The sequence below is a fragment of the Klebsiella sp. P1CD1 genome (assembly GCF_003790505.1).
GTDB lineage: Bacteria > Pseudomonadota > Gammaproteobacteria > Enterobacterales > Enterobacteriaceae > Klebsiella > Klebsiella variicola.
On record NZ_CP033631.1, the window covers coordinates 4672383 to 4697258 of the forward strand.

General features: G+C 58.2%; 21 protein-coding genes. 8 read left to right on the forward strand and 13 right to left on the reverse strand.

From position 1 onward, the window contains the following. Positions 1–27 precede the first annotated feature (27 nt). The 4 genes from frr to rpsB form a co-directional block, all read right to left on the reverse strand. Positions 28–585, reverse strand: coding sequence for a ribosome recycling factor (gene frr, locus DTA24_RS23205; RefSeq protein ID WP_002889308.1), 558 nt, complete (start codon positions 583–585; stop codon positions 28–30). A gap of 150 nt (positions 586–735) precedes the next feature. Next, on the reverse strand, positions 736–1461 hold the full coding sequence (gene pyrH, locus DTA24_RS23210) for a UMP kinase (protein WP_004098747.1): 726 nt from the start codon (positions 1459–1461) through the stop codon (positions 736–738). A 147-nt stretch (positions 1462–1608) separates the two neighbouring features. Beyond that, positions 1609–2460, reverse strand: coding sequence for a translation elongation factor Ts (gene tsf, locus DTA24_RS23215; protein WP_004151930.1), 852 nt, complete (start codon positions 2458–2460; stop codon positions 1609–1611). A gap of 119 nt (positions 2461–2579) precedes the next feature. Beyond that, positions 2580–3305 carry a 30S ribosomal protein S2 gene (gene rpsB / locus DTA24_RS23220; RefSeq protein WP_008807356.1) on the reverse strand — a complete coding sequence of 242 codons (726 nt, stop codon included), beginning with the start codon at positions 3303–3305 and terminating at the stop codon, positions 2580–2582. 323 nt (positions 3306–3628) lie between these two features. Between rpsB and map the strand changes: the two genes are divergently transcribed. The 4 genes from map to DTA24_RS23240 all read left to right on the forward strand — a co-directional run bounded on the left by map (position 3629) and on the right by DTA24_RS23240 (position 8493). Beyond that, complete coding sequence (gene map, locus DTA24_RS23225) at positions 3629–4423, forward strand: type I methionyl aminopeptidase (RefSeq protein ID WP_004204446.1); 795 nt, start codon at positions 3629–3631, stop codon at positions 4421–4423. 57 nt (positions 4424–4480) lie between these two features. Next, positions 4481–7144: a bifunctional uridylyltransferase/uridylyl-removing protein GlnD gene (gene glnD / locus DTA24_RS23230; RefSeq protein ID WP_008807357.1), complete on the forward strand. Its 2664-nt coding sequence runs from the start codon at positions 4481–4483 to the stop codon at positions 7142–7144. A gap of 30 nt (positions 7145–7174) precedes the next feature. Continuing rightward, complete coding sequence (gene dapD / locus DTA24_RS23235; RefSeq protein ID WP_002889295.1) at positions 7175–7999, forward strand: 2,3,4,5-tetrahydropyridine-2,6-dicarboxylate N-succinyltransferase; 825 nt, start codon at positions 7175–7177, stop codon at positions 7997–7999. A gap of 107 nt (positions 8000–8106) precedes the next feature. After that, the gene (locus DTA24_RS23240; RefSeq protein WP_002889292.1) at positions 8107–8493 is read left to right on the forward strand and encodes a DUF3461 family protein; all 387 of its coding nucleotides are present in this window, start codon (positions 8107–8109) and stop codon (positions 8491–8493) included. Between the two features lie 116 nt (positions 8494–8609). On the opposite strand, the gene cdaR is transcribed toward DTA24_RS23240, so the two are convergent. The 3 genes from cdaR to dgt all read right to left on the reverse strand — a co-directional run bounded on the left by cdaR (position 8610) and on the right by dgt (position 13018). Next, positions 8610–9767: a DNA-binding transcriptional regulator CdaR gene (gene cdaR, locus DTA24_RS23245; RefSeq protein WP_002889289.1), complete on the reverse strand. Its 1158-nt coding sequence runs from the start codon at positions 9765–9767 to the stop codon at positions 8610–8612. A gap of 168 nt (positions 9768–9935) precedes the next feature. Then, the gene (gene degP, locus DTA24_RS23250) at positions 9936–11369 is read right to left on the reverse strand and encodes a serine endoprotease DegP (protein WP_008807359.1); all 1434 of its coding nucleotides are present in this window, start codon (positions 11367–11369) and stop codon (positions 9936–9938) included. A gap of 134 nt (positions 11370–11503) precedes the next feature. Beyond that, positions 11504–13018, reverse strand: coding sequence for a dGTPase (gene dgt, locus DTA24_RS23255; protein ID WP_008807360.1), 1515 nt, complete (start codon positions 13016–13018; stop codon positions 11504–11506). A gap of 83 nt (positions 13019–13101) precedes the next feature. On the opposite strand from dgt, the gene mtnN reads away from it, so the two are divergent. Genes mtnN through DTA24_RS23270 form a run of 3 tightly spaced genes read left to right on the forward strand, consistent with a single transcriptional unit; the run spans position 13102 to position 15253 of the window. Beyond that, positions 13102–13800, forward strand: a complete 699-nt coding sequence (gene mtnN / locus DTA24_RS23260) for a 5'-methylthioadenosine/S-adenosylhomocysteine nucleosidase (protein ID WP_008807361.1) — start codon at positions 13102–13104, stop codon at positions 13798–13800. Beyond that, complete coding sequence (gene btuF, locus DTA24_RS23265; RefSeq protein ID WP_012542811.1) at positions 13793–14593, forward strand: vitamin B12 ABC transporter substrate-binding protein BtuF; 801 nt, start codon at positions 13793–13795, stop codon at positions 14591–14593. Before mtnN ends, btuF begins: the two co-directional genes overlap by 8 nt. Before the next feature lie 36 nt (positions 14594–14629). Next, positions 14630–15253: a TRIC cation channel family protein gene (locus DTA24_RS23270; RefSeq protein WP_002889277.1), complete on the forward strand. Its 624-nt coding sequence runs from the start codon at positions 14630–14632 to the stop codon at positions 15251–15253. An 85-nt stretch (positions 15254–15338) separates the two neighbouring features. On the opposite strand, the gene erpA is transcribed toward DTA24_RS23270, so the two are convergent. Together erpA and clcA are read right to left on the reverse strand one after the other, a co-directional pair. Then, positions 15339–15683: an iron-sulfur cluster insertion protein ErpA gene (gene erpA, locus DTA24_RS23275; RefSeq protein ID WP_008807363.1), complete on the reverse strand. Its 345-nt coding sequence runs from the start codon at positions 15681–15683 to the stop codon at positions 15339–15341. Between the two features lie 81 nt (positions 15684–15764). Beyond that, the gene (gene clcA / locus DTA24_RS23280) at positions 15765–17183 is read right to left on the reverse strand and encodes a H(+)/Cl(-) exchange transporter ClcA (RefSeq protein ID WP_008807364.1); all 1419 of its coding nucleotides are present in this window, start codon (positions 17181–17183) and stop codon (positions 15765–15767) included. A gap of 180 nt (positions 17184–17363) precedes the next feature. On the opposite strand from clcA, the gene hemL reads away from it, so the two are divergent. Further along, entirely contained in the window at positions 17364–18644 is a 1281-nt protein-coding gene (gene hemL / locus DTA24_RS23285) for a glutamate-1-semialdehyde 2,1-aminomutase (RefSeq protein ID WP_016160319.1), read from the forward strand. A gap of 223 nt (positions 18645–18867) precedes the next feature. Here the strand turns inward: hemL and fhuB are convergent, their stop codons facing one another. Genes fhuB through fhuA form a run of 4 tightly spaced genes read right to left on the reverse strand, consistent with a single transcriptional unit; the run spans position 18868 to position 24790 of the window. Then, a complete protein-coding gene (fhuB, locus tag DTA24_RS23290) occupies positions 18868–20850 on the reverse strand; it encodes a Fe(3+)-hydroxamate ABC transporter permease FhuB (RefSeq protein ID WP_123837075.1) in 1983 nt (660 codons plus the stop codon). Continuing rightward, positions 20847–21740 (reverse strand): Fe(3+)-hydroxamate ABC transporter substrate-binding protein FhuD, encoded by an 894-nt coding sequence (gene fhuD, locus DTA24_RS23295; RefSeq protein ID WP_012968911.1) that lies wholly within the window; start codon positions 21738–21740, stop codon positions 20847–20849. The genes fhuB and fhuD overlap by 4 nt, the downstream gene beginning before the upstream one ends. After that, the gene (fhuC, locus tag DTA24_RS23300) at positions 21740–22537 is read right to left on the reverse strand and encodes a Fe3+-hydroxamate ABC transporter ATP-binding protein FhuC (protein ID WP_012968912.1); all 798 of its coding nucleotides are present in this window, start codon (positions 22535–22537) and stop codon (positions 21740–21742) included. The genes fhuD and fhuC overlap by 1 nt, the downstream gene beginning before the upstream one ends. Before the next feature lie 45 nt (positions 22538–22582). Then, on the reverse strand, positions 22583–24790 hold the full coding sequence (gene fhuA, locus DTA24_RS23305; RefSeq protein WP_022065534.1) for a ferrichrome porin FhuA: 2208 nt from the start codon (positions 24788–24790) through the stop codon (positions 22583–22585). Positions 24791–24876 lie beyond the last annotated feature (86 nt).

Consider the following 24876-nt stretch of genomic DNA (forward strand, 5'->3'; position numbering starts at 1 on the left):
AGTATCGGCCCGAGCAACAGCAGAGCATCAGAACTGCATCAGTTCCGCTTCTTTATCTGCCAGCGCCGCGTCAACTTTCTTGATGGCGGCGTCAGTCATTTTCTGCACGTCGTCCTGAGAACGGCGATCGTCATCTTCGCTGATCTCTTTCTCTTTCAGCAGCGCTTTAACTTTGTCGTTCGCGTCACGGCGAACGTTACGCACGGCGACACGCGCCTGCTCAGCTTCGCCACGGACGATCTTGGTCAGATCTTTACGACGCTCTTCGGTCAGCGGCGGCAGCGGAACACGAATATCGCTGCCGGCGGAGCTTGGGTTCAGACCGAGGTCAGACGCCATGATCGCTTTTTCAACGGCCGCAGACATAGAACGGTCAAAGACGTTGATTTTCAGGGTACGGGAGTCTTCGACGGTGACGCTGGCCAGCTGGCGCAGCGGAGTCGGCGTACCGTAATATTCAACAACAATCCCGTCCAGCAGGCTCGGAGAAGCACGACCCGTGCGAATTTTGCTGATTTGGTTTTTGAATGCTTCGACGCATTTTTCCATGCGGATTTCAGCATCTTTTCTGATATCGCTAATCACGTTACGAATCCTTGAAAGCTTGTCTCAGTCAGACCAGACGGGACACCCGTCGGAAAATGAGCTAAGTATAGTCAGATTTAATGAAAATCACCGGGCAATATCCCCGCGAAAGTAAAGCGGAATATTACCCGGATTTGGCGCTGACGGGAATTATTCCGTGATCAATGTGCCTTCTTTTTCGCCCATGACCACGCGACGCAGGGCGCCGGGTTTGTTCATGTTGAAGACGCGAATCGGCAATTTGTGGTCACGCGCCAGGGTGAAGGCCGCCAGATCCATGACTTTCAGCTCTTTATCCAGCACTTCGCTGTAGGTCAGCTGATCGTACATGGTGGCAGAAGGATCTTTTGCCGGATCCGCGGTAAACACACCGTCAACCTTGGTCGCTTTCAGCACCACGTCGGCTTCAATTTCAATACCACGCAGGCAGGCTGCGGAATCGGTGGTAAAGAACGGGTTGCCGGTGCCTGCGGAGAGGATCACCACGCGGTTGTTGCGCAGCAGGCTGATCGCCTCTGCCCAGCTGTAGTTGTCGCACACGCCGTTCAGCGGGATGGCGGACATCAGACGAGCGTTCACATAGGCGCGGTGGAGCGCATCACGCATTGCCAGGCCGTTCATGACCGTTGCCAGCATGCCCATGTGGTCGCCCACAACGCGGTTCATACCCGCTTTCGCCAGACCAGCACCACGGAACAGGTTACCACCACCAATTACTACGCCAACCTGAATACCCAGCTCGACCAGCTCTTTGATCTCCTGAGCCATGCGGTCAAGTATGCTTGCATCAATACCGAAGCCTTCTGAGCCCTGCAGCGCTTCGCCACTTAATTTCAGCAGAATACGTTTGTAGACGGGTTTTGCATTGGTAGCCATGTTTCTTTCCTGAGACTGTCAACGAATGAGATATGAGAATTCTGGCGACATTGTATGTCGCATTTCAGCGCGGTCACTATACGCAGTTGGCTGAATTTACAAAATGGGCGCAAAAAGAAGCCGCCCTCAGGCGGCTCCTTGTAAAAATTAAGACTGCTTGGACATCGCAGCAACTTCTGCTGCAAAGTCAGTCTCAACTTTCTCGATGCCTTCGCCCACTTCAAAGCGGATGAAGCCAGTCACGTCAGCGTTGTGCTCTTTCAGCAGCTGGCCAACAGATTTGCTCGGCTCCATAACGAAAGGCTGACCCGTCAGAGAAACTTCGCCGGTGAATTTCTTCATGCGGCCTTCAACCATTTTCTCTGCGATTTCTTTCGGCTTACCGGACTGCATCGCGATGTCCAGCTGAACCTGGTACTCTTTCTCTACCACTTCAGCAGACACGTCTTCCGGCTTAACGAATTCCGGCTTGCTTGCTGCAACGTGCATTGCCAGCTGCTTAACCAGCTCTTCGTCAGCGCCTTTAGCGGCAACCAGAACACCGATGCGCGCACCGTGCTGGTAGCTACCCAGAACGTCGCCTTCCAGAACAGCGATACGACGGATGTTGATGTTCTCACCGATTTTAGCAACCAGCGCAACGCGTTCTTCTTCGAACTGCGCTTTCAGAACTTCAACGTCGGAGATTTTACCCGCAACAGCAGCGTCCAGTACTTTGTCAGCAAATGCCTGGAAACCACCATCTTTAGCAACGAAGTCAGTCTGGCAGTTAACTTCCAGAATGTAACCGTAGTTGCCTTCGATTTTGGTTTTGATCACGCCGTCAGCAGCCACGTTGCCTGCTTTCTTCGCCGCTTTGATCGCGCCGGATTTACGCATGTTTTCGATTGCCAGCTCGATGTCGCCATTCGCTTCAGTCAGCGCTTTTTTGCAATCCATCATGCCTGCGCCAGTACGTTCGCGCAGTTCTTTTACCAGGGAAGCGGTAATTTCAGCCATTCTAAAATCCTCGGGAGATGTGGATACTGCCCGGCCAACGGCCAAACAGCGTAAATTGAAAAAAGGGGCCTGTAATGGGCCCCTATTCATACACGGTACTAATAAGGGCTTAAACCTTATTATTCAGCTTCTACGAAGCTTTCTTCCGCCTGAGAAGCCAGGTCCTGAGAGCGACCTTCACGAACGGTAGCAGCAACAGCGCCCAGGTACAGGCTTACTGCGCGGATTGCATCGTCGTTACCCGGGATAACGAAGTCTACGCCGTCCGGATCAGAGTTGGTATCAACGATAGCAAATACCGGGATACCCAGGTTGTTTGCTTCTTTGATAGCGATGTGCTCGTGGTCAGCGTCGATAACGAACAGTGCGTCCGGCAGGCCGCCCATGTCTTTGATACCGCCCAGGCTGTTTTCCAGCTTGTCCAGCTCACGAGTGCGCATCAGCGCTTCTTTCTTGGTCAGCTTGTCGAAAGTACCGTCCTGGGACTGAGTTTCCAGGTCTTTCAGACGTTTGATGGACTGACGAACGGTTTTCCAGTTAGTCAGCATACCGCCCAGCCAGCGATGGTTCACGAAGAACTGGTCGCAGCTGTTAGCAGCTTCTTTTACCGCTTCGCTTGCAGCGCGCTTAGTACCCACGAACAGGATCTTGCCTTTACGGGCAGAGATTTTGTTCAGCTCAGCCAGAGCTTCGTTGAACATCGGTACCGTTTTCTCAAGGTTGATGATGTGAACTTTGTTACGCGCGCCGAAGATGAAAGGCTTCATTTTCGGGTTCCAGTAACGGGTCTGGTGACCAAAGTGAACACCAGCCTTGAGCATGTCGCGCATGGAAACAGTTGCCATGTTTAAAACCTCTATAGATTAAATTGGGGTTATGCCTCCACGTATCCCATATTACCGACCCCAAAGGGCACCCCGGAATATGTGTCGATACGTGTGTGTTATTTACACAATATGAGTATGTCGCTTACGTCCCATCCTTGTGTATCTGAGATGGAACGGAAGTCCGGCGCGCTTTATACCACAAAATCCGCCCAGACACCAACTCTTGTTGACGCCACGTGCTGTTAATGATTCTCAATTTGGCACCAGCCTGCCCGGACTGTTACCATTGGCAGGACTTACTCTATTATTGTCGAAAATATCGACACTGCTGGACATACTCCATGGCTATCTCTATCAAGACATCTGAAGACATTGAAAAAATGCGCGTTGCCGGCCGCCTGGCCGCTGAAGTGCTGGAAATGATCGAACCCTGGGTTAAACCTGGCGTCAGCACCGGTGAACTGGACCGCATCTGTAACGACTATATCGTTAACGAGCAGAAGGCCATTTCCGCCTGCCTCGGCTATCACGGCTATCCGAAGTCCGTCTGCATTTCGGTCAACGAAGTAGTTTGCCACGGTATCCCTGACGACGGCAAACTGCTGAAAGATGGCGATATCGTTAACATCGACGTGACGGTCATTAAAGATGATTTCCATGGCGACACCTCCAAAATGTTTATCGTCGGTAAACCGACGATTCTCGGTGAGCGCCTGTGCCGCATCACTCAGGAAAGCCTGTATCTGGCGCTGAAAATGGTGAAGCCGGGGATCAACCTGCGCACTATCGGCGCGGCGATCCAGAAATACGTTGAAGCCGAAGGTTTTTCCGTGGTGCGCGAATACTGTGGCCACGGTATCGGCCGCGGCTTCCATGAAGAGCCGCAGGTGCTGCACTACGACTCACCGGAAACCAACGTTGTGCTCAAACCCGGCATGACCTTCACCATCGAGCCGATGGTCAACGCGGGTAAAAAAGAGATCCGCAGCATGAAAGACGGCTGGACGGTGAAAACTAAAGACCGGAGCTTGTCTGCGCAGTACGAGCATACTATTGTGGTGACAGACAACGGCTGCGAAATTCTGACGCTACGCAAGGATGACACCATCCCGGCGATAATCTCGCACGATGAATGATGAAAAGCCGGCGCCCGCCGGCTTTTTTATTAGATAGTTTTTTCTTATGGTGACGCGATGAGCAACTCATTACCTGACACAGCCTCCCCTCTTCTGCCCGTCCCGCCGGAACATCCGGTGAGCTGGCCGCAGGGCGATCTGAACTGTGCTGCAATTAAGGCGCACATCGATACCTTCCAGCACTGGCTGGGCGAGGCGTTTGACTCCGGCATCGCCGCGGAGCAGCTCATTGCGGCGCGCACCGAATTTATCGACCAGCTGCTGCAGCGGTTGTGGATCGCCTACGGTTTTGAATCCGTCTGCGACCTGGCGCTGGTCGCCGTCGGCGGCTATGGCCGCGGCGAGCTGCATCCGCTCTCTGACGTCGACCTGCTGATCCTCAGCCGCAAAAAGCTGCCTGACGAGCAGGCGCAAAAGGTCGGCGAACTGCTGACGCTGCTGTGGGACGTCAAGCTGGAGGTGGGCCACAGCGTGCGCACCCTCGAAGAGTGTCTGCTGGAAGGACTCTCGGATCTCACCGTCGCCACTAACTTGATTGAATCGCGCCTGCTGATCGGCGACGTCGCACTGTTCCTTGAACTGCAAAAACATATTTTTAGCGACGGCTTCTGGCCATCGGAAAAGTTCTTCGCCGCCAAGGTGGAAGAGCAGAACGTCCGTCATCAACGCTATCACGGCACCAGCTATAACCTGGAGCCGGACGTGAAAAGCAGCCCCGGCGGCCTGCGTGACATCCATACGCTACAGTGGGTGGCTCGCCGTCATTTTGGCGCCACCTCGATGGATGAGATGGTCGGCTTCGGCTTTCTGACTGAAGCCGAGCGCAATGAGCTCAACGAGTGTCTGCATCAGCTGTGGCGCATCCGTTTCGCGCTGCATCTCGAGCTCACTCGCTATGACAACCGTCTGCTTTTCGACCGCCAGCTCAGCGTCGCCCGCCGGCTCGGCTATGAAGGCGACGGCAACCAGCCGATTGAGCATATGATGAAGGACTTCTTCCGCGTCACCCGCCGGGTGAGCGAGCTGAACCAGATGCTGCTTCAGCTGTTTGAAGAGGCTATTCTCGCCCTGACCGAGGATGAAAAACCGCGCCCGATAGACGATGACTTCCAGCTGCGCGGCACCCTTATCGATCTGCGTGACGACACGCTGTTTATTCGCGAACCGCAGGCCATTCTGCGCATGTTTTATATGATGGTACGCAACAGCACCATCACCGGCATCTACTCCACGACGTTGCGCCATCTGCGCCATGCCCGGCGCCATCTGACCCAGCCGCTGTGCTATATCCCGGAGGCGCGCACGCTCTTTCTCAGCATGCTGCGCCATCAGGGGGCGGTCAGCCGCGGACTGCTGCCGATGCATCGCCATAGCGTGCTGTGGGCCTATATGCCGCAGTGGTCACATATCGTCGGCCAGATGCAGTTCGATCTGTTTCACGCCTACACCGTCGATGAACACACCATCCGCGTGATGCTGAAGCTGGAGAGCTTTGCCAAAGAAGAAACCCGCAGCCGCCACCCGCTGTGCGTGGAGCTATGGCCGCGCTTAACGCACCCGGAGCTGATTTTAATCGCCGCCCTGTTCCACGACATTGCGAAAGGGCGTGGCGGCGACCACTCGATCCTCGGCGCGCAGGATGTGCTGAAGTTTGCCGAGCTGCACGGACTGAACTCTCGCGAAACGCAGCTGGTCGCCTGGCTGGTGCGTCACCATCTGCTGATGTCGGTCACCGCCCAGCGGCGCGACATTCAGGATCCGGAGGTGATTAAGCAGTTCGCCGAGGAAGTGCAAACGGAAAATCGCCTGCGCTATCTGGTGTGCCTGACCGTTGCCGATATCTGCGCCACTAACGAAACGCTGTGGAACAGCTGGAAGCAGAGTCTGCTGCGCGAACTCTATTTCGCCACCGAGAAACAGCTGCGTCGGGGCATGCAAAGCACCCCGGATATGCGCGAACGGGTGCGTCATCATCAGCTGCAGGCGCTGGCCCTGCTGCGGATGGACAATATTAATGAAGAGGCGCTGCATCAGATCTGGAACCGCTGCCGCGCCAACTATTTCGTGCGGCATACGCCGACGCAGCTCGCCTGGCACGCCCGCAACCTGCTGCGTCACGATCTGAATAAGCCGATGATTCTGCTGAGTTCGCAGGCCACCCGCGGCGGTACGGAGATTTTTATCTGGAGCCCGGATCGCCCTTATCTGTTTGCCGCGGTGTGCGGCGAACTGGACCGTCGCAACCTTAGCGTCCACGACGCGCAGATCTTCACCACCCGCGACGGCATGGCGATGGATACCTTTATTGTCCTCGAACCCGACGGCAGCCCGCTTTCCGCTGACCGCCACGACGCGATTCGCCACGGTCTTGAACAGACGATAACTCAGCGTAGCTGGGAACCCCCGGCCCCGCGTCGTCAGGCGGCAAAACTGCGTCACTTCTCTGTGCCGACAGAGGTGAATTTCCTGCCGACCCATACCGATCGAAAATCGTTTCTCGAGCTGATTGCGCTCGATCAGCCAGGGCTGCTCGCCCGCGTCGGCCAGGTGTTCGCCGACCTCGGTATTTCGCTTCACGGGGCGCGAATTACGACAATTGGTGAGCGAGTAGAAGATTTATTTATAATCGCCACCGCCGACCGGCGTGGCCTTAATAATGAGCTACAACAAGAAGTGCAACAACGGTTGACAGAGGCCCTCAATCCAAACGATAAAGGGTGACGTATTTTTTTTAGTGAATGGAAAGAAACAATGCAGCAGTTACAGAACGTTATTGAGTCCGCCTTCGAGCGTCGCGCCGACATCACGCCGGCCAATGTGGATACCGTGACCCGCGAAGCGGTAAACCAGGTTATCGCCCTTCTGGATTCCGGCGCGCTGCGCGTCGCTGAGAAGATCGATGGTCAGTGGGTGACGCATCAATGGCTGAAGAAAGCGGTACTGCTCTCTTTCCGTATTAACGATAACCAGGTTATCGATGGTGCGGAAAGCCGCTACTTCGATAAAGTACCGATGAAATTCGCTGACTATGACGAAGCGCGTTTCCAGAAAGAAGGTTTCCGCGTGGTGCCGCCGGCAGCGGTACGTCAGGGCGCATTCATCGCCCGCAACACCGTGCTGATGCCGTCCTACGTTAACATCGGCGCCTACGTTGACGAAGGCACCATGGTTGATACCTGGGCTACCGTCGGCTCCTGCGCGCAGATCGGTAAAAACGTTCACCTGTCCGGCGGCGTCGGCATCGGTGGCGTACTGGAGCCGCTGCAGGCGAACCCGACCATCATCGAAGACAACTGCTTCATCGGCGCGCGCTCTGAAGTGGTTGAAGGGGTGATTGTCGAAGAAGGCTCCGTCATCTCCATGGGCGTTTACCTGGGTCAGAGCACCAAAATCTACGATCGCGAAACCGGTGAAGTCTTCTACGGCCGCGTACCGGCTGGCTCGGTAGTCGTGTCAGGCAACCTGCCGTCGAAGGATGGTAAATACAGCCTGTACTGCGCGGTGATCGTTAAGAAAGTCGATGCCAAAACCCGCGGCAAAGTCGGCATTAACGAACTGCTGCGCACCATCGACTAAAGCAAATAAAAAGCGGGAGATATCCCGCTTTTTTTATATTTGATGCTGGCGAAAATGGATTTTTTCGTTAATTATTCAATGGTTATGATGCTATCAAAGGTACCGTTATGTACGATAATCTGAAAAGTCTTGGCATTACCAACCCTGATGAGATCGATCGCTATAGCCTGCGGCAGGAAGCTAACAACGACATCCTGAAAATCTATTTTCAGAAAGACAAAGGCGAATTCTTCGCCAAGAGCGTGAAGTTTAAATATCCGCGTCAGCGCAAAACCGTTGTCGCCGACGGCGTCGGCCAGGGCTACAAAGAAGTCCAGGAGATCAGCCCCAATCTGCGCTACGTCATCGACGAACTGGATCAGATCTGCCAGCGCGATCGCACTGAAATCGATCTCAAGCGTAAAATCCTCGACGATTTACGCCATCTGGAAAGCGTGGTCACCAATAAGATCAGCGAAATCGAAGCCGATCTGGAAAAACTTACCCGTAAGTGACAGCGTTCCCGGCGGCGCACCGCCTGACCGGGCACCCAATATAATCTGCCGCTTACGCCATGCATCCTCCAGGCCGGGTAAGGCGAACCGCCTCCCGGCATTTTTATCTCGACGCCCTATCGTTGCTCATCCAGCTGCAGGGCTATATAGAGCAGCAGCCGATCGTCAAAGCTGCCGAGATCCAGACCGGTCAGCTCCGAGATACGGTTCAACCGATACTCCAGGGTATTGCGATGAATAAACAGCGCCTTTGATGTCGCCAGCGGCTGCACGTTATGGCGAAACCACGCCTGCAGCGTACGCCGCAGCAAACCGTTGTTATCCATAGCCTTCAGACGCGCCAGCGGACGGGCCAGTTCATTGGCCTGCCAGCCGCCGCGCAGGCTGTCGAGCAGCACCGGCAGCATCAGATCCTGATAGAAATAGCTGCGGCTCTCCGGCATTCGTTGCTTACCCACCATCATGGTCGTCCGTGCGGTACGGTAAGAGCGGGCGATACTCCCGGGACCGGTGAAGAAGTTGCCCAGCGCCACGCGAAAGCGGAGCTGACCATTCTCTTTCATCCTGGCGATAAGCTGCTCGACGCGGCGGACGTGATCGTCGGCGTCCCAGCGGCCAAAGCTGTTCAGCGCCGGTTTCAGCACCACCATTTCCGTGAGTGACACAATGGCCACCAGATTATTGCGATCGGGGGTGGTCAGCGCGTTCTGCAACTGCTGCAGTTCCGCCATCGCGCTGTCCACGCCGAGCTGGCCGCTGTCCACCTCAATCATCGCCACCACCCGCGGCTGATTGAGATCGATACCTAACCGCTGAGCCCATTCGTTCAGCGCCGGGGTATGCTCTTCCGCCTGAATCAGGTTCATCACCAGCTCTTCGCGCAGGCGGCTGTCCTGCGCCAGGAGATGCATCAGCCGCGACTGCTCCAGCATCATCTCTGCCGTCATGCACACCAGCTCGCCATATTTCCGCAGCGACTCCGGCTCGCCGGTCAGGCCGATCACCCCGACGATTTCACCTTCGAGGCGTAGCGGCAGGTTGATCCCCTGACGCACTCCGTGCAGATGGCGAGCGACCGCATCGTCGATATCCACCACCCGCCCCTGGGAAAGCACCAGCAGCGCGCCTTCGTGCAATTCACCAATTCTTTCCCGATCGCCGCTGCCGATAATCCGCCCGCGGGCATCCATCACGTTGATGTTGGTATCGATGATGCGCATCGTGCGCGCCACAATATCCTGCGCCATTTTGGTATCAAGATGCCAGCCAGCCATGTAATCCTCCCCTATGCAGGGCACCAGCATAAAAGAGTCTCCGTCCTGCTGCATTGTGCATATGCCCGAAGGCGGGGCGAGATATGTGGAGTTGTGGAAGTGGTCACAGAACGAAAAAAAAGCCCCTGCCCTCGGCGAGGGAAGGGGCTGTGGCGCTTGCGCTGACGATTACTGCAACAGCAGGTAGATAGAGGCGTCGCCGCGCTGAATGTTCAGCGCCAGCACGGACGGTTTGGCGTCGAAGATTTTCCGCAGATCGGCGATGTTTTTCACCGGCTGCTGATTCGCCCCGACAATGATGTCGCCTTTCTTGAGGCCAATCTGCGCCGCCGGGGTGCCGGCTTTCACATTGTTGACCACCACGCCCTTATCCTGACCCTTGTTACTCATTTCCGCCCCTTCAATCCCGTTGAAGATGGTGCTGGAATCCACCTGGGTCTGGTTGCTCTGCTGCAGTTCGACGGTAACGGTGACCGGTTTGCCGTCGCGGAGCAGGCCAAGCTCAACTTTGCTGCCGATAGGCATGGTGCCGACCTGAGCACGCAGCGCGGCGAAACTGCTGATCGCCTTGCCATTGAGGGTGGTGATCACGTCGCCGGCTTTAATGCCCGCTTTGGCGGCTGCCGAACCTGGCATCACCTGGCTGACAAAGGCGCCGCGCTGGGCGTCGACTTTCATCGCTTTCGCCAGTTCAGAGTTCAGTTCGGTGCCCATGATGCCCAGCTCACCGCGTTTCACCTGGCCATATTTCACCATCTGCTCGGTCAGGTTTTTCACCATGTTGCTCGGGATAGCAAAACCGATACCGATGTTGCCGCCGTCCGGCGCCAGGATGGCGGTGTTAATGCCGATCAGCTCACCGTTGAGGTTCACCAGCGCGCCGCCGGAGTTCCCGCGGTTAATCGCCGCATCGGTCTGGATAAAGTTTTCGTAGTTTTCCACGTTCAGGCCGCTACGGCCCAGCGCGGAGACAATCCCGGAGGTCACGGTTTCGCCCAGACCAAACGGGTTACCGATAGCCACGGTGTAGTCGCCGACGCGCAGCGCATCAGAATCAGCCAGCTTAATCGCCGTCAGGTTTTTCGGATCCTGAATCTGAATCAGCGCGATATCGGAGCGCGGATCTTTGCCCACGACTTTGGCATCAAACTTACGGCCATCGCTCAGTTGAACCTTAATCGTGGTGGCGTTGTCCACAACGTGGTTGTTGGTCACCACATACCCTTTGGCCGCATCAATGATGACGCCGGAGCCCAGCGCCATGAATTTCTGCTGCTGGCCGCCGTCAGGCTGACCGCCCTGTCCACCGCCCTGGCAAAACGGTGAACTCTGGAAAGGAGAACCATCCTGGCAGAACGGCGAATTATCGCCAAAGAACTGCTGGAAGTTACGCGGCATCCGTGGGGTATTAACAGTGGTGCTACCTTCAACGTTAATGCTCACCACCGATGGCATCACCTTCTCCAGCATCGGGGCCAGGCTTGGCATCTGCTGTGCATTAGTGGCCGAAGATGCCGTTTCTGCCGCGCTCGCAGAGAGCGGGGACAACGCCAGACCTAAACTCAGAGCCAGTGCACTCATTGCTAACGTGGTTTTTTTCATCAGTTTCAATCTCAATATCAGATAACGAAAGTTGCTGTGTACGTGACTATCAGAGTCATTTTATAGCGCTAAGTTCCGGAATTAAGTTTCTGGAAAAAGTAAAAATTTATTGTCCATCTTTACAAAACTCCAGCCTATTCCACCGCCATCAGTCGCCGATATTCATCCCACGCATACAAATCCGTCATTCCGCTGATATAATCCTGGATCAGACGGCAGCGATAATAGTATTCCATCAGCGCAAATTCGGGCGCCGTGCGCACCAGCTTATTTACTGCTTCAACATAGGCCAGCCGGTGACGGGTTGAAAGTTTCTGATACAGCCGGGAGGCAATGGGTAACCGCCGTACCCGCTCCTGCGCCACTAATTCGCTGAAATCCTCCAGAGATAATTTCAGCAGCGGCTGATAGATATCCAGCAGGCCGCTAATCACCCGGTAGCCCTGCAATTCCAGCTGCTCGACATCCGGATGGCTAAAGACCTGTTTCATCGCTACATTTTTATAGAGTTCCAGCAGCTGGCTGCAATCGCTATCGTCCTCAAGCAGCGCATGATTAAAGTCGCCAGTGAAGATGGCCGGCAGGTTATCAATAAATCGGCGCGCCGCGTAGGGCACCAGCTTATTCAGCGTGTTTACCCGCAAATACATAAAAAACTGATCTTCCGCGCTCTGTCGCAGGTAATTAGCTCGCGATTTTTCCCAGGCATTTTCCACCACCTGAGAGAATAACGATCCTTTTTCATGGTTGCCCCAGGCGTCGTAAAGATGCTGATAAAGCTGCTCGGCGCTGAAAATACGTTTTTCAACCGCGTCCTCGAGATCCGCGACGCAATATGAGATGTCATCCGCGGCCTCCATAATCCAGGTTAATGGGAATCGATTGTAAGGTGCCAGATCCAGTTCTTTACGCAGGCGCGCGACATACTCTTCTTCGGCTAAATAATAGCCAGGCTTCTTCATTAAATAACTGTGACTGGCTGGCGTCGCCTCGAACCACCACGCCGGTCGGGTATATTTCAGGATGCAGCCCACCTGCGCCCAGGTCAGATTCATCCGCATCAGCGTGTGGACCAGACGAATCCCCTGCGCGTTGCCCTCAAAGCTGCAGAGATCCTGGCGCACTTTACGCCGCAGCGCATTCAGCGCCGTTTCCCCTTCGTGCAGGCGTAACGCCTGCACCTCGCAGCGATCGTCGGTCAACGGCTGGCCGAGCGCATCGCCGGGGGCCAGGCGCTGGCGAAACCAGTCGTTAATCGCCGCCTCGCCAAAGTGGCCAAACGGCGGGTTGCCAATGTCGTGCATCAGGCAGGCCATCTCAACCACGCTCTCGAATGGCCCGGTCAGCTCTTCCAGGCCATACTCTTCCAGCAGCTTCTGCTCTTTCAGCCGGCTCAGCACTTCTTTGGCGATATAGCGCCCCACCTGCTGCACCTCCAGCGAGTGGGTCAGGCGAGTACGGACCGCCGCGTTGCGCTCCAGCGGGAAGACCTGGGTTTTTTGCTGTAGGCGGCGGATGGCCGGCGAGTTGACGATCCGCCCCCGATCGCTTTCGAAGATCCGCAGGATGTCGCGCTCCGTCTCCACCCGCGGCGGCGAACGGAAGCGTCGACGCCAGTTTATCTTGTTGCGAAAATCAATCTTTGCCATAGCCTCTCCCGCGCGAGCAATACGCTTCCCCTTAAGCGCATGATAGACTATGCAACTAAACCTGACACATCGCGAGTAAATCTATGAAAATTGGCATTATTGGCGCTATGGAAGAGGAAGTTACCCTCCTGCGCGACAAAATCGAAAACCGCCAGACTATCACTATTGGCGGGAGCGAAATCTATACCGGCCAACTTCACGGCGTTGACGTCGCTCTGCTGAAGTCTGGTATCGGGAAAGTGGCGGCGGCGACGGGCGCGACCCTGCTGCTGGAGCGCTGCCAGCCTGACGTGATCATTAATACCGGTTCTGCCGGCGGCCTCGCGCCGACGCTGAAGGTCGGCGATATCGTCGTCTCCGATGAAGCGCGCTACCACGATGCCGACGTCACCGCCTTCGGTTATGAGTATGGCCAGCTGCCTGGCTGCCCGGCGGGCTTTAAAGCGGACGATAAGCTGGTGGCCGCCGCCGAAGACTGCATTAAAGCGTTAGATCTCAATGCCGTTCGCGGCCTGATCGTCAGCGGCGATGCCTTCATTAACGGCTCCGTCGCGCTGGCGAAGATCCGCCATAATTTCCCGCAGGCAATCGCCGTGGAAATGGAAGCGACCGCCATCGCTCACGTCTGCCATAACTTCAAGGTTCCCTTCGTGGTGGTTCGCGCCATCTCCGACGTGGCCGATCAGCAGTCCCACCTCAGTTTTGAGGAGTTCCTTGCGGTCGCCGCCAGACAGTCCACCCTGATGGTGGAGAATCTGGTACAGAACCTGGCACGTGGCTAAGTCGCTATCCTTCGCGCTTGCCGCGCTGCTGTTACTCGCCCCGGCGTGGCTACTGGCCGCGCCGCGGGTGGTCACCCTCTCCCCTGCCAATACCGAACTGGCCTTTGCCGCCGGGATCACGCCGGTCGGCGTCAGCAGCTATTCCGATTATCCGCCGCAGGCCAAAACCATAGAACAGGTTGCCAGCTGGCAGGGGATGAACCTGGAACGCATCGTGGCGCTAAAGCCAGACGTGGTGCTGGCCTGGCGCGGGGGCAATGCCGAACGCCAGGTTAACCAGCTGCAGTCGCTGGGTATTCATGTCCTCTGGGTGCAGACCTCGACGATAGAAGAGATCATCGCCACCCTGCGTCAGCTGGCGCAGTGGAGCCCGCAGCCGGAAAAAGCGCAGCAGGCGGCGCAGGCGATGCAGCAGGAATACGATACGCTGAAAGCGCGCTATGCCAATGCGCCGAAGAAACGCGTCTTCCTGCAGTTCGGATCCGCGCCGCTATTCACCAGTGGTCCCGGTTCGATTCAGGATCAGGTGCTGGGGCTGTGCGGCGGCGAGAATATCTTTGCCACCAGCCGTGTTCCCTGGCCGCAGGTGAGCCGCGAACAGGTGCTGGCCCGCCAGCCGCAGGCGATCGTGGTGACCGGCGACGCCAGCCGCATTGCCGAAGCGCAGCGCTTTTGGCAACATCAGCTCACCATTTCGTTGATTGCGTTACACAGCGACTGGTTTGAACGCGCAAGCCCACGTATTATCCTCGCCGCCAAACAACTTTGTGCGGCGCTTGACCAGGTAAAATAATCATCCGGCACACCGGATGTTCAGTGGGAATCAACGATGCTTGTCTATTGGCTGGATATTATTGGCACGGCTGTCTTCGCGATCTCCGGCGTTCTGCTGGCGGGAAAATTACGCATGGACCCATTCGGCGTGCTGGTGTTAGGCGTGGTGACGGCGGTGGGCGGCGGAACCATCCGCGACATGGCGCTGGCGAATGGCCCGGTATTCTGGGTCAAAGATCCCACCGATCTGGTGGTGGCGATGGTCACCAGCATGCTGACCATCCTGCTGGTCCGCCAGCCGCGTCGGCTGCCGAAATGGATACTGCCCGTTCTTGATGCCGTCGGTCTGGCGGTGTTTGTCGGCATCGGCGTCAATAAAGCCTTTCTCGCCGGCAGTGGTCCGCTGGTGGCGGTCTGCATGGGGGTGGTCACCGGCGTCGGCGGCGGGATTATCCGTGACGTGCTGGCGCGCGAAATTCCCATGATTCTGCGCACCGAGATCTACGCCACCGCCTGTATTGTCGGCGGCATTGTCCACGCTACAGCGCACGACACCTTTCATCTCCCGCTGGAGAATTCGGCGATGATGGGCATGGTGGTGACACTGGTGATCCGTCTGGCGGCGATCCGCTGGCACCTGAAGCTGCCGACGTTTGCCCTGGACGATAACGGGCGGTAGTAAAAGCAAAACGGTAACCTTAAGGTTACCGTTTTTCGCGTTGGCTCCCTCTCGCTGGAGGAGAAGGCGCCCGGTCGCACTCGCTTTAAACGCTGAATGAGGAACCGCAGCCGCAGGTGCTTTTCGCGTTCGGGTTGGTCACGATGAAACGCGAACCTTCCAGACCCTCGGTATAGTCGACGGCGCCGCCGACCAGATACTGCAGGCTCATTGGGTCAACCACCAGGCCGACGCCCTGTTTCTCGATGGTCATATCGCCTTCGTTCACCTGATCGTCAAAGGTGAAGCCATACTGGAAACCGCTGCAACCGCCGCCGGTGATATACACGCGCAGTTTCAGGTTCGGATTATCTTCATCCGCAATCAGGTGTTTTACTTTGTTGGCTGCGGCTTCGGTAAACTCCAGCGGCAACGCTACGTCATCACTCATTTTTTGCTCCCATTGATACTTCCGGCCGGTTAAAGAATAACCGGACCTTTTGAGCCATTATCTAATACCCTGGTAAATCGTTCAAGTATTCTCCCGCGGTGCCTGCTGCGCTTTTGCCGCCTGCTCGGCCTCCTGCTTCGCCAGAGTACGTTGCAGAATGGTCGAATACAAAGGCTTACCGCCGAGGAATTGCGCCAGTAGTGTTGCGCCAAGGCAGGTAATAATCATTGGCAAAATGAGCTGATAGTTATCCGTCATCTCCAGCACCAGCACAATCCCGGTGAGCGGCGCGCGCACCGAGGCGGCCAGCAGCGCCCCCATCCCGGCGATGGCGAAGGTGCCGGCATCGAGATGGTAGGCCGGAAACAGCGGAATAGCCGCCATGCCGAACGCCGTGCCCAGCAAGGTGCCCAGCGCCAGCATCGGCGCGAAGATCCCCCCCGGCGCGCCGGAAGAGAAGCAGATCAGCGTGGTCACCACGCGGGCAATAAAGATAAACAGCAGCAAACCGACGGAGAAATTACCGGCGGCGGCGATGGGGATCAGGTTAAAGCCACCGCCCACCGCGGAGGGCTGCATCAGCCCCAGCAGGCCGCAGATCCCGCCGATGACCCCGCCCATCAATACCCATTTTTTGATATTGCCACCGTGGATGCGCTGGAAGATATCCTGGGTGCGCAGCACCAGGAAGTTAAACAGCGGACCAAAGCAACCAAAGAGCATGCCCAGCACCAGATACAGCCACAGGGTATTCACCGGGGCGTTGCTCAGCTTGCCTACCTCAATGATCGCCGCTTCGCCATTGAAAATACGAAACACAATGCTCGACATGATCACGCCGGTAAATACCGCTTTAATGGAGATCAGGTTGTAGCGAAACTGCGGGCGCATCTCTTCGATGATAAACAGAATACCGGCCAGCGGCGCATTAAAGGCCGCCGAGAGCCCCGACGCCGCACCGGTCGCCAGCAGCGTGTGCCGCGCCTCCGGACTGCGCATGCGGAAGATATCCAGCACCATGCGTCCAATGTTGCCGCCAAGCTGCACCATCGGCCCTTCGCGTCCCAGCACCATTCCGGCGCCCAGGGTCCCCATGCCGCCGATGAATTTCACCGGCAGCACGCGCCACCAGCGCACCGGCCGCAGCTCCTCCAGCGCCCCTTCGATTTCCGGGATCCCGGAGCCGCCCGCCTCCGGCGCAAAGCGGCGCACGAGGAAATAACCGACCATTGCCAGCAGCGCCGACAAGATAAACGCCAGCGGCCAGACCAGATACCAATGATCGGCCACCTGCGCCAGCGCGCCGATCCGCTGGTTCTGCACCCAGTTCACGCTCTTTTCAAACGCCACGCCCACCAGACCGGCCAGCGTGCCAACCACCGCCGCCATCAACAGGACCGCCAGCGGCGTTTTATCGCGCTGAATCAAACGGCGCACCGCATCGCCGCGACGCACCCGCACGAACTGATGTGCTTCAAAAGAGGGAGTTTCTGCTTTCATGCCATTATCAATTATTGGTAATACAAATGAAGAGAGAGGCATTTTAGCCGTCCCGGCGCGCTGCGTCGTCAAAAAAATGCCCTTGCGGCACATTGTTTCAATTGGGCAAAACTTTCATAACCATCCTGGAATAACTTAGAATAGCCGATAAAACATTTTTCACGAACCAGGACCCTGGCCATGAGCAAATCTGAAAATCTATACCATGCTGCGCGCGAACTGATCCCCGGCGGCGTTAACTCGCCGGTGCGCGCCTTCACCGGCGTCGGCGGCACGCCGCTGTTTATCGAACGCGCGGATGGCGCCTATCTTTATGACGTGGACGGGAAGGCCTATATCGATTATGTCGGCTCCTGGGGTCCGATGGTGCTGGGCCACAACCACCCGGCTATCCGCAATGCGGTGATCGAAGCGGCGTCCCGCGGCCTGAGCTTTGGCGCGCCGACCGAAATGGAAGTGAAAATGGCGGCGCTGGTGACCGAGCTGGTCCCGACCATGGATATGGTGCGGATGGTGAACTCCGGCACCGAAGCGACCATGAGCGCCATTCGCCTGGCCCGCGGCTTCACCGGCCGCGATAAGATCATTAAGTTCGAAGGCTGCTATCACGGCCATGCCGACTGTCTGCTGGTGAAAGCCGGTTCCGGCGCGCTGACCCTCGGCCAGCCAAACTCGCCGGGCGTGCCAGCCGATTTCGCGAAACATACCCTGACCTGCACCTATAACGACCTCGCCTCGGTACGCGCGGCGTTCGAGCAATATCCACAGGATATCGCCTGCATCATCGTCGAGCCGGTCGCCGGGAATATGAACTGCATTCCGCCGCAGCCGGAGTTCCTGCCGGGCCTGCGCGCGTTGTGCGACGAATTTGGCGCCCTGCTGATCATCGACGAAGTGATGACCGGCTTCCGCGTGGCGCTGGCGGGCGCCCAGGCTTATTACGGCGTGGAGCCGGATCTGACCTGTCTCGGGAAAATCATCGGCGGCGGGATGCCGGTGGGCGCCTTCGGCGGCCGCCGCGAAGTGATGGACGCGCTGGCGCCGACCGGCCCGGTGTACCAGGCTGGTACGCTCTCCGGTAACCCGATCGCCATGGCCGCTGGCTTCGCCTGCTTAAGCGAAGTGGCGCAGCCGGGTGTGCATGAAACCCTGACCGATCTGACCAACCAGCTGGCGGATGGCCTGCTGAACGCGGCGCGCGAAACCGGGATCCCGCTGGTGGTCAATAACGTCGGCGGCATGTTCGGCATCTTCTTTACCGATGCCGAAACCGTCACCTGCTATCAGGACGTGGTGAAGTGCGATGTCGAACGCTTCAAGCGCTTCTTCCACCTGATGCTGGAGGAAGGTGTGTACCTGGCGCCGTCGGCGTTTGAAGCCGGCTTTATGTCCATCGCCCACAGCGAAGAGGACATTAACAACACCATCGACGCCGCCCGTCGGGTGTTTGCCAAACTGTAAGGTACTTGAACGCCTGGTGGCGCAGGGATTTTCCCGGAGGCGGCGCATTGCGCCTTGTCCGGGCTACCAAATCGCACAGCGCTGTAGCCCCGGTAAGCGCTAGCGCCACCGGGGAGTTTCCCGGAGGCGGCGCGCTGCGCCTTGTCCGGGCTACCAAATTGCACAGCGCTGTAGCCCCGGTAAGCGCTAGCGCCACCGGGGATATTGAGGCCATCCAGGATCGTTAGCGGCTCTGCTTTCTCAGCAAATAGATAAAGTACGGCGCGCCGATAAAGGTCGACAACAGCCCCGCCGGGATCTGGTAGGGGAACATCATCATTCGCCCGCACCAGTCGGCGAACACCAGCAGCATCCCGCCCGTCAGCCCGGAAATCACCATATGCGGCATCGTCCGGCGGAATCCCAGCATCCTCGCAATATGCGGCGCCATCAGGCCAACGAAACTTAACGGCCCAATGGTGAGCGTCGCCGTCGCCGTCAGGCTCGCCGCCAGCAGCAGCAACCCGATACGCGATGGCGTCAGCGCCATCCCCACCGCCCGCGCCGCCTCGCCGCCCAGCGGCAAAATGGTCAGCCAGCGGCGGCAGAGCGGCGCCAGCGCCAGCAGCGCCAGCATCACCACGCCACTACGCAGCGCCATCTCCGGCGTCGCGCTATAGGTCGAACCGGACATCCACGTCAGGATCTGCGCCATGCGCGGATCGCCGCTGGCCTGCAGCATCATCAACAGCATGGTGAAGGCGGTACTCAGCGCCATCCCCGCCAGCAGCATCCGGTGCGGCGAGAAACCGCCGCGCCCGGCGGCGATCAGAATAACCAGCAGCGTTGCCGCCGCGCCAAGGCTGCCGGCAGGCAACAGCCAGACAAAGGCGTTGCCCGGCACGAAGAACAGCATCAATACCACACCGAACGCCGCGCCAGAGCTGATGCCCAGTACTTCCGGGCTGGCCATCGGGTTGCCGGTCAGGCGTTGAATGATGCAGCCCGCGACCGCCAGCATCACCCCGGCGAACAGCGCCGAGAGCACACGTGGCCAGCGCCAGGGCATCAGTTGCGCCAGCAGATCGCCGCTGGCCCACTGCCAGCCATGGGCATCGCGACCAAAGGTCAGCGCGGCGGTTATCGCCAACAGCAGCAGCGCTAAGCCGCCCAGCGCGAACCACGGCACGTGGCGGCGCTCGATCAACGCTTTATCGCCGCCATTCATCACCGGGGCGCTGATGCTGCGCAGCCGCGGCAGCAGCCACAGCAATAAAGGCGCGCCAATCAGCGCGGTGACTGACCCGGTCGAGACTTCCCGCCAGACCCGGCTGAGCCAGAGAATAATTTGATCGGAAAGCCACAGGATCAACGCGCCAATTAGCGCCGCCAGCAGCAATCGCGGCAGCAGGCGGCGGGCGCCGAGCATTTTCGCCAGCAGCGGCGCGAACAGACCGATAAAGCCGATAATGCCGACCGCGTTAACCAGCAGCGCGCTGATGACAATCGCCAGCGTCAGCACGCCAAGCCGCGCCAGAAACAGCGCCAGCCCAAGGTTGCGCGCCACGCCATCATCGAGTCCCATCAGGGTTAACGGGCGTAGCAATAACAGCGTCAACATCGCGCCGCCGAGCAGCTGCGGCCACAGGCGTTGCACCACGCTCCAGTCGGTCTGCGTCAGGGTGCCGGTACTCCACAGGAACATGCTTTGCAGCTGATCGTGATGGAAAATCACCATCAGCTGATTGACCGCGCCGCAATAGAGACTCACTACCAGGCCGGCCAGGATCAGCGTCACCGGCGACAGACGTTTGCCCCACGAGACGCCAAACACCAGCGCCCCCACCAGACAAGCCCCAGCCAGCGCCGCAAACTGCGAGGCCAGCACGCCAGGGATGGCCCATAGCGTCGTCACCGTCATTCCCAGCTGTGCGCCGGTGGCGACGCCGAGCGTGGTTGGCTCCGCCAGCGGGTTACGCAGCACCTGCTGGAACAGCACGCCGACCAGCCCCAGCCCGGCGCCGACCAGCAGCGATATCGCCAGCCTCGGCAGCAGGCTGTAATGGAACAGCATCTGGGCGATATTATCGATATCCGGCTGCCACAGCGCCTGACGCCATTGCGCGTAAGGTAAAGCGACATTGAGGTTGACGATGCTCAGCGCGAAAGCGGCAACCAGCAGCCCGGTCAGCAGGAAAATGGCTAACGGCGAGAGACGCGCGTTCATACCGCCGCCCTCCCCTGCGCATCGGCCAGCACGCGGGCGAAATGCATCGCCGACAGCGTCGCGCCATAGAACCACACCGCCGGAACCCGCTGGAAACGCCCCGCGCGCACGAACGGCATCGCCTGCCACAGCGGGGTCGCCAACAGCTGGGCCATCTCCCGATCGTTGCCATGATCGAAACAGATCACATCGGCCTCGTTAAATGCCGCCAGCCGGTCAATACCGACGGTGACGCTGCCCCAGAATGCCGCTTCGCCGCGCCAGGCGTTTTGAATGCCAAAGCGGTCAAGCACCTCCTGGAACAGGCAGTTCTCACCAAATACCAGCACGTGGCGGGCATCGAGCAGCGAAATCATCAGCAGTGGGCGATCGCCACGCCGGGCAAATCGCGGACGCAGGTTCTCCATCAGCGCGTCGAACTCCGCCAGATGGCGCTTCGCCTGCTGTTGTTTACCCAGCAGGTCGGCCATTTCCAGTAGCGAACGCTGGGCCATCGCCAGCGGCCGTTTGCCGTCGCTAAAGGTGAAACCACGGCCAGGCGCGATACGCGCCAGCTTTTCTGGTGACGGGCCATAGCCTGCCGACCAGACGATAAACGACGGTTTCATCTGCGTCAGCAGCTCAAGATTGGGTTCGGTGCGCAGGCCGACATCGATCACCGACGCGGGCAGCGCGGGTTCGTTCACCCACAGGCGATAGTTGGGAATATCGGCCACGCCGTAGGGCGTGACGCCGAGCGCCAACAGCAGTTCGGCCGGCAGCCACTCCAGCGCGACGACGCGCTGCGGGTCAATGTTCGCCGCCTGCGCGCCGCGCATCTGCCACAGCAGCGGCGAGAGCGCCATCGCGGTCAGCAGGCGGCGTCGGGTTATCAGAGTTGGGTTCATCATCAATAGACAAAACTTACCGGCGCCGCGCCCGCCGGGTGCGGCAGGATCCCCATCGGGATGCCGTAGATTTGTTCCAGCGTGTCGCTGCGCATCAGTTCTGCTGGCGTCCCCTGGGCGATCATTTCCCCACCGCGCAGCGCGACCAGATAATCGCAGTAGCGGGCAGCCATATTGATATCATGCAGGACTGCGATCACCGTCAGGCCACGCTGCTGGCTGAGACGATGCACCAGCGCGAGCACATCGACCTGATGGGCGATATCCAGCGCCGAGGTCGGTTCATCAAGCAGCAGACAGCGGCTATCCTGCGCCACCAGCATGGCGATCCACGCCCGCTGACGCTCGCCGCCGGAGAGACTGTCCACCAGCCTCTGCGCCAAAGGCTTCAGCCCCACCAGCGCGATCGCCTCTTCCACCTTTTCGCGATCCGCCGCGCCGAAGCGCCCCAGCGCGCCGTGCCACGGGTAGCGACCTATCGCCACCAGCTCGCGAACTGTCATCCCTTCCGCCGCCGGCAGTTGCTGCGGCAGATAGGCCACTTTGCGGGCAAACGCCTTGCTGCTCCAGCTCTCCAGCGGCTGGCCGTCCAGCAGCACATCGCCTGCGGAAGGCGGCTGATGGCGGCCGAGCATTTTCAGTAATGTGGATTTGCCGGAACCGTTATGGCCTATCAGGCCAGTCACTTTTCCTGCCGGGAAGGTTAACGAAAGGGGGTGAAGCAGCGTGCGACCTGGTACGCGAAAGGTCACGCCATTTAACGCAAAGGTGGTCTCAGAGTGCGGAGTCTGTTCCTGCATAGCAACAACCTGATGTTGGGCGCGGCGAACCGCGCCCGTGAGTAGTTAGAAGCGGAAGGTTGCGGTCGCGACAACCTGACGTCCCGCACCCCAGTAGCAGGCGTATTCGCTATAGCAGCTGGAGACATATTCGCGGTCAAACAGGTTGTTGACGTTGACGCCGACCGAAGAGCCCGGCAGGCCAAAGCGCGCCAGATCGTATTTCACCGTCGCATCCATCAGCGCATAACCGGCCACATTGAAGGCATCATTTTTGTTACCGGTGCTGGTGTCAGTTTTGTAATAGCTGACCGTAGAACCGATATAGCGCGCCCCGGCGCCGACCGTCAAACCGCTGAGCGCGGTTTCGTGGAAGGTGTAATCCGCCCACAGCGACGCCATGTTACGCGGCACTTCCGCCGGACGCTTGCCGTTGAACACCGTATCGTGAGTGTATTCCGCATCGGTATAGCTGTAGGCCGCGGTGACGTTGATATTGGCGTTCACCGCCGCTTTCGCCTCCAGCTCAAGGCCGCGGGAGCGGATCTCGCCGGTCTGGATGCTGAACGCCTGGTTAGCCGGATCCGCCGTCAGGTTCTTATCTTTGGTCAGCTGATAGACCGCGGCGGTGACCACCACTGGCATATCTTTCGGCACATATTTCACGCCAGCTTCATACTGCTTGCCACGCGACGGATCGAACGGCTGGCCGTTAAGCCCGGAGCCCGATACCGGCTCGAAGGATTCGCTGTAGCTGAAGTACGGAGAGATGCCGTTATCAAACAGGTAATTGATACCGCCGCGCCAGGTGAACTGCTGGTCGTGATTCTCCGCCAGGCTGTTGCTGGAGCGAGTTAACGTTGAGGTGGTGGCGTAATCGTAACGGCCGCCCAGGGTCATGACCCACTTATCCCACTCCATCTGATCCTGCGCGTACAGGCCCGTCTGCTCCATTCGGTTGAGGACCGCGTACGGGAAAGTGACCTGAATATTCGGGTTGCCGTATTGCGGGTTGCTCATGCTGATAGGATCCGCCGTCCCGTAGTCGGCATCCACATCGTTGCGCATTCGTGAGTAATCCACGCCGGTCAGCAGCGTATGGCTGACCGCGCCGGTGGCGAAAGCAGACTGCAGCTGGGTATCGACGGTAAAGGTGTTCAGGTGCTCATCAGAACGCACATAGGCGCGATTCATGTAGCCCGGGGCGACATAGCCATTCCCGTACACCGAGCGATACAAGGTATCAACCTCGGCATAGCGCAGGTTCTGCCGCACAGTAAAGGTGTCATCAAACTGATGGGAGAAGCTATAACCCACCATCTTCTGGCGGCGCGAGATCTTATTATCCGCCTCGCCTTCGTTGAAATCAGTCGGCAGCTTGTGCGCCTTCCCGTTGGCGTCGTAATACGGCACCACGGTGCCTTCGCGCGGCAGCCAGCCGTAGTAACCCGCATCCGGGTCATTCTGGAAGTTGCTCAGGAAGGTGAAGTCGGTTTTATCGTCCGGGCGCCAGCTAAAGGACGGCGCCACCGCATAGCGGGTAGACTTCGCCATCTGCTGCTGGGTATCCTGGCTGCGGCCCAGGCCGGTCAGGCGATAGGACCAGACGCCGGCATCATCAATGGCGTCGCTGAAGTCAAACCCGGTCTGCCACAGGTTGTCGGTGCCCATCTTGAACTGCACTTCTTTCAGCGGCTCAGTGGTCGGGCGTTTGCTGACCATGCTGACGATACCGCCAGGGTTGCTGTTGCCGTACAGCACCGAGGTTGGCCCGCGCATCACTTCCACGCGCTCGAGGAAATACGGGTCCATGGAGACTTCAGAGTAGTTATTTCCCTGCAGCTTCATGCCGTCCAGATACTGGTTGGTATTGACGGTCGTCGAGGTAGTGAAACCGCGGATGGTGACCACATCATAGGTGGTCGAGCTACCGCGGGTGGAGAAGACGCTCGGCGTATAGGAGAGCGCCTCTTTTACCGTGGTCGGCTGGCGCATCTCCATCTCCTGGCGCGTGACCACCGAGACAGACTGCGGCGTTTTTTCGATCGGGGTATCGGTTTTCGTCGCCGTGGCAGAGCGTTTTGCCGCGATGGTCGGCGCCGGTCCCCAGGCGCTTTCCTGGGCGGCCGGTGCCGCAACGACGGTGATAGTCTCTTCTTGTTTCGGTTGTTCCGCAGCCTGTGCATAGACAGACATGCCGCTAACCGCCGTGGCTACTACGACTGCGATTTTACGCAGCGAGTGATTTGGCTGAGCAGTTTTTGGACGCGCCATGGGTATATCTCTGATGAAAGTGAATGATAACGTAAACGATAATTATTATTATGACGGGCGATATAATAGGCGAAACGCCGAAGGCA